An 11529-nucleotide genomic window follows, 5' to 3' on the forward strand; every position below is an offset into this window, starting at 1 on the left:
CATGCTAAACGTGCGCGGCCTGTGGGCCGAATATCAGGGCAAACCTGCCTTACAGGATGTGTCACTGCAAATCGCATCTGGAGAGTTGGTCGTGGTATTGGGGCCATCAGGTTGCGGTAAAACCACGTTATTGAATCTAATTGCCGGATTTATGGAGCCTTCAGCTGGCAGCATCACTCTGGATGATATACCGGTTCACGGCCCGAGTGCCGAACGGGGAGTGGTGTTCCAGCATGAGGGCTTACTGCCGTGGCGGGATGTGGTCAGCAATGTGGAGTTTGGCCTGCAACTGGCAGGATTAAGCAAACAACAGCGGCGCGAAACTGCCCTGAAAATGCTTCATCGGGTAGGGTTAGCTGGTTTTGAACATCACCTTATCTGGCAACTCTCTGGTGGGATGCGCCAACGGGTAGGGATTGCTCGTGCACTGGCGGTTGACCCGCGCTTGTTGCTGTTGGATGAGCCGTTTGGCGCGCTGGATGCTTTTACCCGCGAGCAGATGCAAGAGCTGTTGCTGACTATTTGGCGTGATACCGGCAAACAAATTTTGCTGATCACCCACGATATCGAAGAGGCGGTATTTCTGGCCAGCGAGCTGCTATTGCTGTCTCCAGGGCCGGGGCAGGTGGTCGAACGACTGTCGCTGAATTTTGGTCAGCGTTATGCCGCTGGTGAGCCATGCCGATCCATTAAGTCTGATCCTGAATTTATCGCCCGCCGCGAATATGTGTTGGGTAAAGTCTTCCAGCAACGGGAGGTATTGATATGAGCCTGCACAGCACGTTACGTAATCAAGCCGTCACGCTGCCGCTTCATCGCCTACCGGCTAACGATGAACCCCCGTTGATTGCCAAGAAGGCGGCTCGCCGTTTACCTGCGGGTAATGGCTTGTGGCTTAGCATCATTACTCTGATTGTGGTGGTCGCGTTGTGGTGGGCGGTGACGGCGTTACAGCTTATCAGCCCACTCTTTTTACCCGCGCCGCAGCAGGTATTACATCAGTTATTGGTGATTGCCAGCCCGCAGGGGTTTATGGATGCCACGCTATGGCAACATCTGGCCGCCAGTTTGGGGCGAATTCTTATCGCATTACTCGCTGCGGTCGCACTTGGTGTTCCAACGGGCATTGCGATGGGGCTAAGCAGCACCGTACGTGGTGTGTTGGACCCACTGATTGAGATTTATCGCCCTGTTCCCCCCTTAGCCTATTTGCCCCTTATGGTTATCTGGTTCGGCATTGGTGAAACCTCAAAGATCCTGCTGATTTATCTGGCGATATTTGCGCCGGTGACGTTAGCCGCTGTGGCTGGCGTGCGTAGCGTGGCACAGGTGCGGGTTAGAGCTGCTCGTGCATTGGGGGCCAGTCGCTGGCAGGTTTTATGGTTTGTGGTGCTCCCCAGCGCCTTGCCAGAAATCTTAACCGGTATCCGCATTGGGTTGGGTGTGGGGTGGTCAACGTTGGTGGCTGCTGAGCTTATTGCCGCTACGCGCGGATTAGGGTTTATGGTGCAATCAGCCGGTGAGTTTCTCGCAACCGATGTCGTCATCGCCGGCATCAGTGTGATTGCTATTATCGCTTTTGGTATGGAGCTAAGTTTGCGGGCGATCCAACGCCGGCTAACACCTTGGTATGGAGCACAGCAATGAATGAACGCTTGGTAGTCACGCCGTTAGGGCCGCATATTGGTGCTTTGGTTGAGAATATTAATATTGCCCGCCCGTTGGGTGATAGTCAGTTTGAACAGCTTTATCATGCGTTACTCAAGCATCAGGTACTGTTTTTCCGCAATCAACCCATCACGCCATTACAGCAGCGTGAACTGGCCGGGCGTTTTGGTGATTTACATATTCATCCGGTTTATCCGCACACCAAAGAGTGTGAGGAGATTATCGTGCTGGATACCCATGATAATAATCCGCCGGACAACGATAACTGGCACACCGACGTGACGTTTATCGCCAATCCGCCATTAGGTGCGATTCTGGCGGCAAAGCAGCTACCGTCAACCGGTGGTGATACCTTATGGAGCAGTGGGATTGCGGCTTATGAAGCGCTTTCTGCTCCGTTTAAACAGCTTTTGGCCGGTTTACAGGCCGAGCATGACTTTGCGCACTCCTTCCCCGAGCACAAACATCGTGCGACCCCGGAAGAGCATCAACGATGGCTACTGGCTAAAGAGAATAATCCGCCGATATTGCATCCGGTGGTACGTACCCATCCGGTGAGCGGGCGTCAGGCATTGTTCGTCAATGAAGGATTCACCACCCGAATCGTTGAATTGAGTGATAAAGAGAGCGATGCTTTACTGCGTTTCCTGTTTGCACACACCACCAAACCCGAGTTTCAAGTACGCTGGCGCTGGCAGCAGGATGATGTGGCGATGTGGGATAACCGTGTCACCCAGCACTATGCCAATGCCGATTATCTGCCACAACGGCGGGTGATGCATCGGGCGACTATTCTGGGGGATAGGCCGGTGTACCGGCCTGGTTAACGGGCGATTTGATTTAGTCTGTGATTAACAACGAGCGGGCCGCTGCGTCAACGGCATCAACGGTGATGTCATCAACCTGTGGCCCGGCATGTAACAACACATGGCGGGTTAACGGGTACCAGCGCCGGTATTTTTCTGGCCGCGACTCAAACAGTGCGACGACCGGGATCTGTAATGCTGAACTGATATGGACCGGTGCGCTATCAGCCGAAATAACCACATCCAATTGACTGGCTGCAGCCACGAACTCATCAACTGACGGTGTAAATAGACTTCGGCCGTGGATGCTCGCCAGTTGCTGTTCACTTGGCGGTGCGATGGGATCATATAAAATCACTATCTCGGCCTGATCACTGAGCTTCAGTGCCAACTGTTGCCACTTCTCCCACGACCAACGCCGTTGCGGTGATTTATTCGAGACAAACAGCCCGATTCGTGGCCGCTTGCGTTCACCTAATTCTGCCTGCCATTTTGCCTGCAATTGTGGGTCAGGATAGAGATGTAATTTGAGCGTATCGATGTCGACCCGCCCCAGTTCGGGTAGCAGTGCAAAACCAGACAGCGCCTCATGGCGTATTGGCCGATTGGTCACATGGTCAGGATTGCGGTCATCAAATTCACTGCCCGGGTTATGCCAACGGCTATCGACCACATTAAGTTGTTTAGCGAACTGGATACTGTTTTTGTTCATGCCACCGTTAGGGATAACCAGTAAATCAAAACGTAAACATCGCAGTCGCCAAATCAGGGCCAGACGATTAAACAGCGCCTTGATCCTGCCCGGCTGTTGGTTTCTTTCACATTGCTTACTGTAAACGTAGGTGTGAACGGTACTGATATCGGGGTTACGTGCCAGTGCATCTCGATTGTATTTATTGGCCAGCACATGAATTTCGGCTGCTGGCCAGCGCTGCTTTAATGCATGTAATAAAGCAGTGGTACAAACCAGATCGCCAAGGAAATCAATTCGGATAACCAAAATGCGCTGCATCAATACATATTCCCAGAAGTAATTTTATGCCTTATTAAACATGAAAATTTCCTGAGTAATAACAAAAATAAACGTAAATTTGAGATCTATTTTGATAATGAATGCTTCTGCTGCGCATAACGCCATAGAGTGACTGATAAACGTACCGCTCGCCAGAACTCACTGATATTCCCCGCGCCCTGAAACAGCGCTTTGGGTAAGCCTAATGCCCTAAACTCAGCCGCGAGTGCCGAACGTTCTGGTGACGGGGATAATTTCTTACGCATCAACCCGAAAAAATGGCCGCTCTCCTGATTAGCGTGACGTAACAGCGCACGGCTTAACGGCGGTTGTTGCGTGGCAGAAAGGTTAATTAGCGCGTTAATAATTCTAAGATAGCTATTGGCGCGAGCCACCAAGGCTTGGGGTAACGGAGAGTGGGTGATGGAGAGTGGGTTGGTGCGATAACCATAAAATGGCGTATCACAGAAACCGACACGTTGTACGGCGAGTGCCAGATGGGTGGTCCACAGAATATCTTCATGTAGCATTCCAGGGATGAATGCGAGTTGATGGGTCGCGATCAATTCGCGCCGAATCAATTGTAGCCATACATAATGTGGCCACTCATTATGTTCAATGCTGCGAATAACCCATTGCTGGCCGCTAAGTATCTCGCTCCACGGCTGTTTATGTAACAAGGGGCTGCTGGGCGCTAGGTGGGGATCAGTGGTAAAGGTAAAACCATTACCTATCAGTAAATCTAATTGCTGCCGATTGGCCTGTTGCAACCAGGTTGATAAAGCATCAGAGGCCAACCAGTCATCGCCATCAACAAAAGCAATCCAGGGGGCAGTTGCCCGAGCGATTCCAGCATTACGGGCCGCAGAAAGCCCCTGATTGGCCTGATTAACAATGACCAGCCGCGAATCACGGCGCGCGGCGGCTACTAATATCGTCAGGCTGTCATCGGTCGAACCATCATTGACGGCAATGATTTCCAATGACACACCCGACTGCTGGTACAATGAATCCAGTAGTTGTGTGAGGTAAGCGGCGCAATTAAATACCGGTACCACCACACTAATATCCTTATTAGTCATGACCTTATTATCCTTAATACTGGCGTTTTCTGAAAAGCGGTTATCCCGCTTCAAATATCTTAGTGAGGTTCTCCAACTGCTCCTGAGCATCTAGCCAGTGCATTTCAGTCTCTTCAAGTTTGGTTTTCACTTGCGTCTGCTGCTGTAAACATTGGGTCAAATCAGCCTTACGTGCAATATCGTATAAGGCAGAATCAGCCAATCGCTCTTCGATGACTGCCAGCTCGGTACTGAGCTTATCCATCTGTTTTTCCAGCGTCATAATCTGCTTACGCAATGGCTGAGTCTGGGTTCGGAACTCTGCCTCACGGCGTTTTTGATCTTTACGCTGTTGGGCACTATTACCGGACAACTCTTTTGTCGGATTATCCTGCTGGCTTTGCTGGCGCTGCACATCGACCAAAAATTGCTGGTAATCTTCTAAATCGCCGTCGAATTGCTCTACTTTGCCATCATGCACCAGATAGAGGTCATCGGTGGTGGAACGCAGTAAATGGCGGTCATGGGAAACCACCACCAATGCGCCTTCAAAATCAATCAAGGCTTCGGTTAGCGCCTGACGCATATCAAGATCAAGGTGGTTGGTTGGCTCATCGAGTAGCAATAGGTTAGGGCGCTGCCAGATAATCAGTGCCAGTACCAAACGCGCTTTTTCACCGCCGGAGAAGCGGGCTGTTGGGTCCGTAACCTGATCGCCCTGAAAACCGTAGCCACCTAAATAGTCGCGCAGTTGTTGTTCCGACTCTTTGGGTGCCAGGCGGCTCATATGCTGTAGCGGTGATTCATCCGCACGCAAAAACTCCAACTGATGCTGGGCGAAGTAACCCAGTTTAATCCCTTTGGATAAACCAATCTCACCGCTTTGTGGCTCTAATGTGCCGGCTAGCAACTTAATTAGCGTAGATTTACCCGCACCATTGCGCCCCAACAGACCGATGCGGGAGCCGGGGACCAGATTGAGCTTAATGGACTGCAAAATCGTACGATCACCATAGCCGGCGCTCACTTTCTCCATGCGGAGTAGGGGGTCAGGCAAACTTTCCGGTGTACGGAAGCTGAAGTGGAATGGATTATCCACATGGGCAGGTGCAATCAGTTCCATCCGCTCAAGCATCTTGATGCGGCTCTGAGCTTGTTTGGCTTTAGTCGCCTGTGCGCGGAAGCGGTCGATATAGCTTTGTAAATGCGCCACTTTTTCTTGCTGATGCTGATACATCGACTGCTGCTGCGAGAGCTTGGTCGCTCGCTGGCGTTCGAAAGATGAATAGTTACCGGTATATTCATTCAGCGTCTGCTGTTCAATATGCAGAATCTTATCAATAATAGGATCAAGGAAATCGCGGTCATGAGAAATTAATACCAGCGTGCCAGAATAGCTTTTCAGCCATTTTTCCAGCCAGATAACTGCATCCAAATCCAAGTGGTTGGTCGGTTCATCCAGCAGCAGTAAATCAGAGCGGCAAACCAGCGCTTGGGCCAGGTTAAGGCGCATGCGCCAGCCGCCAGAAAATGAACGTACCGGTTGCTGTAATTGCTCTTGAGAAAACCCCAGCCCGTGTAGCAAACTGGCGGCACGGGATTGAATTGTCCAGGCATGGATGGCATCAAGTTTGCCGTGCACGGTGGCGATGGCATGACCATCATTTTTTTCGTTAGCGGCCTGAAGTTCGGCCTCCAATTGGCGATATTCGCGGTCCCCGTCGATAACATACTCTATCGCCGGAATATCCAGGGCCGGGGTCTCTTGATTAACCCAGGCCAGTGCCCAGTTGCTGGGGAAAGTGGCATTGCCCCCATCGGCGCTCAGTTCGCCTTTGAGCAACGCCAGCAGGGTGGATTTACCACAACCGTTTTTGCCGACCAGCCCGACCTTTTGGCCAGGATTAATCGTTGCTGTAGCGTTGTCCAGCAAGACGCGGGTACCACGTCGTATTTGAAGCGAAGAAAAAACAATCATAGAGTGCCGTATGTTTAGAGTATGTTAAATTATCATTGTATTTTTGACGTTACAGGGGGCTAGTTGCGCGCATTCACCCGAATCACATATTTGTAGTTGGCCTTATTTGCATAGGCTTATCGGATTTTGCTCGCTTGCGGCTGACCTGCAACCCCAATTACTTTGGGTATAAATCTTAGTCTTTTTTGGTCTTTGCGGAGCATGGTAACGGAAAAACCGGACCCTGACGACGCTTTGGAGGGGAATGATGTCGCAGCCACCGAAGGTTTTGCTGCTGTATGCCCATCCGGAATCACAAGACTCGGTGGCAAACCGGGTTTTACTGCAACCGGTGCAGCAGTTAGCACATGTTACTGTGCACGATCTTTATGCACATTATCCTGATTTCTTTATTGATATTCACCATGAGCAGCAATTGCTACGTGAGCATCAAGTTATTGTATTTCAACATCCTCTCTATACCTACAGTTGCCCGGCGTTGCTGAAGGAGTGGCTGGACCGGGTATTAGCTCGTGGTTTTGCCAATGGTGTGGGTGGTCATGCTCTGACGGGTAAGTATTGGCGCTCGGTAATTACCACCGGCGAACCGGAAGGGGCCTATCGGGTAGGGGGCTATAACCGCTATCCGATGGAAGATATTCTGCGCCCTTTCGAATTGACAGCGGCTATGTGCCATATGCATTGGATGAACCCGATGATTATATACTGGGCGCGACGTCAGAAACCGGAAGTCTTAGCCAGCCATGCGCAAGCTTATACGCAGTGGTTGCAGTCGCCGCTGCCTGCGGGAGGGCACTGATATATGGAAGGCTCAGCGCTACTTACTGCCATTTTATTATTTTTATTTGCCGCTGTGGTTGCGGTCCCTATTGCTCAACGCCTGGGTATTGGTGCGGTGTTGGGTTATCTGATAGCCGGTATTGCTATTGGTCCATGGGGGTTAGGTTTTATACGTGATGTTGACGAAATACTGCACTTCTCCGAGCTTGGTGTGGTGTTTCTGATGTTTATCATTGGGTTGGAGTTGAATCCAGCCAAGCTATGGCAGTTGCGGCGCTCTATTTTTGGTGTCGGTGCGGGTCAGGTCGTTATTACAGCAGCAGTATTGGGGGCATTACTCTATTTCACCCAATTCGCCTGGCAGGCGGCGGTTATCGGTGGCATTGGTTTAGCAATGTCCTCGACCGCGATGGCATTGCAGCTAATGCGGGAAAAAGGCATGAACCGCAACGAAGGCGGGCAGCTCGGATTCTCGGTGTTACTGTTCCAGGATATGGCGGTTATACCTGCTTTGGCGTTGATCCCTATTCTGGCGGGGGGTGGTGGTGCTGCCAATGATTGGGTCAAAATTGGTATTAAAGTTGCGGCGTTTGCGGGCATGTTGATTGGTGGTCGCTATCTGCTGCGCCCCTTGTTTCGCTATATTGTCGCCTCTGGTGTGCGGGAGGTTTTTACTGCCGCCGCATTACTGGTGGTATTAGGTTCTGCACTGTTTATGGATGCATTGGGCCTATCGATGGCGTTAGGGACATTTATCGCCGGGATATTACTGGCCGAAAGTGAATTTCAGCACGAACTGGAAATTGCCATCGAACCTTTTAAAGGGTTATTGCTCGGGTTGTTCTTTATTTCGGTTGGGATGGCGCTGAATCTTGGTGTGCTATTCACTCACCTGCTGGATGTGTTGTTAGGTGTGCTGGCGCTGGTATTTATCAAAGGCACCGTATTGTATGGTTTGGCACGTACATTTGGCTTGCGCCGTTCGGTGCGCTTGCAATTTGCCGGAGTGCTCAGTCAGGGCGGTGAATTTGCTTTCGTCTTGTTCTCCGCTGCATTCTCTCAACATGTTCTAAATGCTGAACAACTGGCATTGCTGCTGGTGGTGGTTACGTTGTCGATGATGACGACACCATTATTGATGCAGGCTATCGATCGCATTCTGATCCGCCGTTATAACGCGCAGGAAGAGAGCGATGAGAAGCCGTTCGTGGAAGATAATGATCCGCAGGTGATTATTGTTGGTTTTGGGCGATTTGGTCAGGTGATTGGCCGCCTACTGATGGCGAACAAAATGCGTATTACCGTGTTAGAACGTGATGTCAGTGCGGTGAGTGTGATGCGCAAATACGGTTACAAAGTCTATTACGGCGATGCCACCGAATTGGAACTGTTGCGGGCCGCCGGCGCGGAAAAAGCTAAAGCTATTGTTATCACCTGTAATGAGCCGGAAGATACCATGACATTGGTGCATCTGTGCCAGCAACATTTCCCTGACTTGCACATTCTGGCGCGTGCCAGAGGGCGTGTTGAAGCACATGAACTGTTGCAAAATGGTGTCAAAGACTTCACCCGCGAAACCTTTTCCAGTGCGCTGGAGTTGGGGCGTAAAACGCTATTGGGATTGGGAATGCATCCACATCAAGCTTATCGGGCGCAACAACATTTCCGCCGTCTTGATATGCGGATGCTGCGTGAATTGGTGCCGCAGCATCATGGTGATGTGGCGCAAATCTCCAGAGTTAAAGAGGCCCGCCGTGAACTGGAAGATATTTTCCAGCGAGAAATGCTACACGAAAGTCGGCAGTTAGATGGGTGGGATGAATACGAATAATGTCGGAGAAAACGATGACAAGTGCTCTTAATAAGACAAAAACGCGCAAAAGATTTATCGCTGGAGCGGTTTGTCCAAAATGTAAGGCATTGGATACATTGGCTTTATGGCGTGAAGATCAGGTAGAGGTGGTCGAGTGTGTCAAGTGTGGTCACCATCAACGCCAGACGGATGAACAGGTCAATCAACACGTCCGCCCGCATGAACAAGTGATCGGTATTTTCCATCCCGAGTAGCGTTATCCTTCGCGATTTTTTATGCTGGTGGGTACAGCGGTGCAGATTTCAGCTACAATCTGTGCCAATTTTTGTTCCAAGGGTAGGAGATATCATGAAAGTAGCAAAAGACTTGGTGGTCAGCCTGGCTTACCAGGTACGTACAGAAGACGGTGTTTTAGTTGATGAGTCTCCGGTGAGTGCGCCGTTGGACTACTTGCATGGACACGGTTCCCTGATCGCTGGTTTGGAAAAAGCGCTCGAAGGTCATGAAGCTGGCGACAGCTTTGATGTGCGCGTGAATGCAGACGAAGGCTACGGCAGCTATGATGAAAATCTGGTGCAGCGCGTACCGAAAGACGTCTTTATGGGCGTTGACGAGCTGGAAGTTGGCATGCGTTTCCTGGCTGATACCGATCAAGGTCCAGTACCGGTAGAGATCACTGCTGTTGAAGATGAGCACGTGGTGGTTGATGGTAACCACATGCTGGCGGGTCAGGATCTGAACTTCCACGTTGAAGTGGTTGCTATCCGTGAAGCAACAGAAGAAGAGCTGCAACATGGCCACGTACATGGCGAGCATGATCATCATCATGAACACGGTGATGGTTGCTGCGGCGGTCATGGCCATGATGAGGGTGACCACGATCATGAACAGGGTAAAGGTGGTTGTGGTAAGGGCGGCTGTGGCTGTCACTAAGATCTGACCTGTTACTAAAATTTGACATGGTCAGTCAAAAGCCAGCCTTGCGGCTGGCTTTTTGCTATCCGCATTAATAATGCGGAGGCGGTGTCTCTTCTGCTGGCGAGGCCATCATGGAAGACTGAGATTCGCGCAGTTTATCGGTCAACAAACGCAGATGCTCCCGCAATTTGGTCATTTCCATTTGGTGCTCCGTCACGATCAAATTGAGTTCCTCAATCGTCACTTCCTGAAATGCCAGACGGCTTTCCAGCATTTCCAGCCGTTGTTCAAACAGGGATTGTTCCATATTAATTTCCTCTCATGACTGCAAACCATACCCTCTTATTACTTCCTATTTGATACTCATAGAGAAAAAACAGGGGAGGGGCGATTCTACCTGTAAAACGCCGTGATTGCCTTGCGAGGGTCAAGATATCGATAAAACGAAACTTCTTGTAGTAAAAAAAGTCTTAATATCACTTAATAGCATCAGCATAGAGATTGTTTTGTGTTCGCACAGACAGTTATAGTACAAGTTACACTTATAATCGTTGCTTGGGGTAAGTGTCCTTAAGCCAATGGAGAAATGGATGAAATCACTGTTTAAAGTAACGCTACTGGCTACCACCATGGCGCTGACCCTGAATACCTCTGCTACTTTCGCTGCTGAAGCAGCTAAAACCGCAGCCGCGCCAGCAACGACCAATAGCGCATTTAAAAATGATGACCAGCAATCTGCTTATGCATTAGGCGCATCATTAGGGCGTTACATGGATAATTCCCTAAAAGAACAAGAAAAGCTGGGTATTAAACTGGATAAAGACCAGTTGATCGCCGGTGTTCAGGACGCGTTTGCTAACAAAAGCAAACTGACTGATGCAGAAATTGAAAGCACTCTGCAAAGTTTTGAAGCTCGCGTAAAAGCTTCTGCTCAGGCAAAAATGGAGCAGGACGCTAAAGAAAATGCCGATAAGGGCGCTAAGTATCGCGATACTTTCGCTAAAGAAAAAGATGTGAAGAAAACCGAATCTGGCCTGCTGTACAAAGTAGAGAAAGCCGGTACTGGTGAAGCACCAAAAGACAGTGATACCGTGGTTGTTAATTACAAAGGGACACTGACTGATGGCACTGAGTTTGATAACTCCTACAAGCGTGGTGAGCCATTATCCTTCCGCTTGGACGGTGTTATCCCAGGTTGGACTGAAGGCCTGAAGCAAATCAAAAAAGGTGGCAAGATCACCCTGGTTATCCCACCAGAACTGGCTTACGGCAAAACTGGCGTCCCAGGTATCCCAGCTAACTCTACTCTGGTATTCGATGTAGAACTGTTAGATGTGAAAGCGGCGCCAAAAGCTGATGCTCCAGAAGAGCAACCAGCAGCAGCTGCAGGCGAAAAAGCGAAGAAGTAATTCAGCTTAGTTCACCGATTCTGCTTATAACCGCTGCGATAATTGTCGTGGCGGTTTTTTTTGCGGCACATCTATCAATTTTCA

12 protein-coding genes are annotated in these 11529 nt (G+C 50.1%); 8 read left to right on the plus strand and 4 right to left on the minus strand.

The window, feature by feature from the left end; genetic code table 11:
- Position 1 precedes the first annotated feature (1 nt).
- The 3 genes from tauB to tauD are packed head-to-tail and all read left to right on the plus strand — an operon-like array spanning position 2 to position 2495.
- Positions 2 to 769 (plus strand): taurine ABC transporter ATP-binding subunit, encoded by a 768-nt coding sequence (gene tauB, locus V1956_RS03625; RefSeq protein WP_005186200.1) that lies wholly within the window; start codon positions 2 to 4, stop codon positions 767 to 769.
- Complete coding sequence (gene tauC, locus V1956_RS03630) at positions 766 to 1647, plus strand: taurine ABC transporter permease TauC (protein ID WP_442824817.1); 882 nt, start codon at positions 766 to 768, stop codon at positions 1645 to 1647. The genes tauB and tauC overlap by 4 nt, the downstream gene beginning before the upstream one ends.
- Positions 1644 to 2495, plus strand: a complete 852-nt coding sequence (gene tauD, locus V1956_RS03635) for a taurine dioxygenase (RefSeq protein ID WP_420070865.1) — start codon at positions 1644 to 1646, stop codon at positions 2493 to 2495. The genes tauC and tauD overlap by 4 nt, the downstream gene beginning before the upstream one ends.
- A 13-nt stretch (positions 2496 to 2508) precedes the next feature.
- Here tauD and V1956_RS03640 read toward each other — a convergent pair whose 3' ends face one another.
- From V1956_RS03640 to V1956_RS03650, 3 genes are all read right to left on the minus strand, one after another.
- Positions 2509 to 3486, minus strand: a complete 978-nt coding sequence (locus V1956_RS03640) for a glycosyltransferase family 9 protein (protein WP_420070864.1) — start codon at positions 3484 to 3486, stop codon at positions 2509 to 2511.
- A gap of 86 nt (positions 3487 to 3572) precedes the next feature.
- A complete protein-coding gene (locus V1956_RS03645) occupies positions 3573 to 4568 on the minus strand; it encodes a glycosyltransferase (RefSeq protein ID WP_442824818.1) in 996 nt (331 codons plus the stop codon).
- 40 nt (positions 4569 to 4608) lie between these two features.
- A complete protein-coding gene (locus V1956_RS03650) occupies positions 4609 to 6525 on the minus strand; it encodes an ABC transporter ATP-binding protein (protein WP_372560344.1) in 1917 nt (638 codons plus the stop codon).
- A gap of 247 nt (positions 6526 to 6772) precedes the next feature.
- Between V1956_RS03650 and kefG the strand changes: the two genes are divergently transcribed.
- The 4 genes from kefG (at position 6773) to slyD (ending at position 10051) form a co-directional block, all read left to right on the plus strand.
- Positions 6773 to 7324 carry a glutathione-regulated potassium-efflux system ancillary protein KefG gene (gene kefG / locus V1956_RS03655; protein WP_420074199.1) on the plus strand — a complete coding sequence of 184 codons (552 nt, stop codon included), beginning with the start codon at positions 6773 to 6775 and terminating at the stop codon, positions 7322 to 7324.
- Between the two features lie 3 nt (positions 7325 to 7327).
- Complete coding sequence (gene kefB / locus V1956_RS03660) at positions 7328 to 9136, plus strand: glutathione-regulated potassium-efflux system protein KefB (protein WP_083161175.1); 1809 nt, start codon at positions 7328 to 7330, stop codon at positions 9134 to 9136.
- A gap of 14 nt (positions 9137 to 9150) precedes the next feature.
- Positions 9151 to 9372, plus strand: coding sequence for a YheV family putative zinc ribbon protein (locus V1956_RS03665; protein ID WP_372560345.1), 222 nt, complete (start codon positions 9151 to 9153; stop codon positions 9370 to 9372).
- Between the two features lie 94 nt (positions 9373 to 9466).
- A complete protein-coding gene (gene slyD, locus V1956_RS03670; RefSeq protein ID WP_420070862.1) occupies positions 9467 to 10051 on the plus strand; it encodes a peptidylprolyl isomerase in 585 nt (194 codons plus the stop codon).
- A gap of 73 nt (positions 10052 to 10124) precedes the next feature.
- Here the strand turns inward: slyD and V1956_RS03675 are convergent, their stop codons facing one another.
- Positions 10125 to 10343: a protein SlyX gene (locus V1956_RS03675; protein WP_005186209.1), complete on the minus strand. Its 219-nt coding sequence runs from the start codon at positions 10341 to 10343 to the stop codon at positions 10125 to 10127.
- A 283-nt stretch (positions 10344 to 10626) separates the two neighbouring features.
- On the opposite strand from V1956_RS03675, the gene fkpA reads away from it, so the two are divergent.
- Positions 10627 to 11445 carry an FKBP-type peptidyl-prolyl cis-trans isomerase gene (fkpA, locus tag V1956_RS03680; RefSeq protein WP_372560347.1) on the plus strand — a complete coding sequence of 273 codons (819 nt, stop codon included), beginning with the start codon at positions 10627 to 10629 and terminating at the stop codon, positions 11443 to 11445.
- Positions 11446 to 11529 lie beyond the last annotated feature (84 nt).

This window comes from Yersinia sp. 2540 StPb PI, from assembly GCF_052217165.1.
GTDB lineage: Bacteria > Pseudomonadota > Gammaproteobacteria > Enterobacterales > Enterobacteriaceae > Yersinia > Yersinia enterocolitica_E.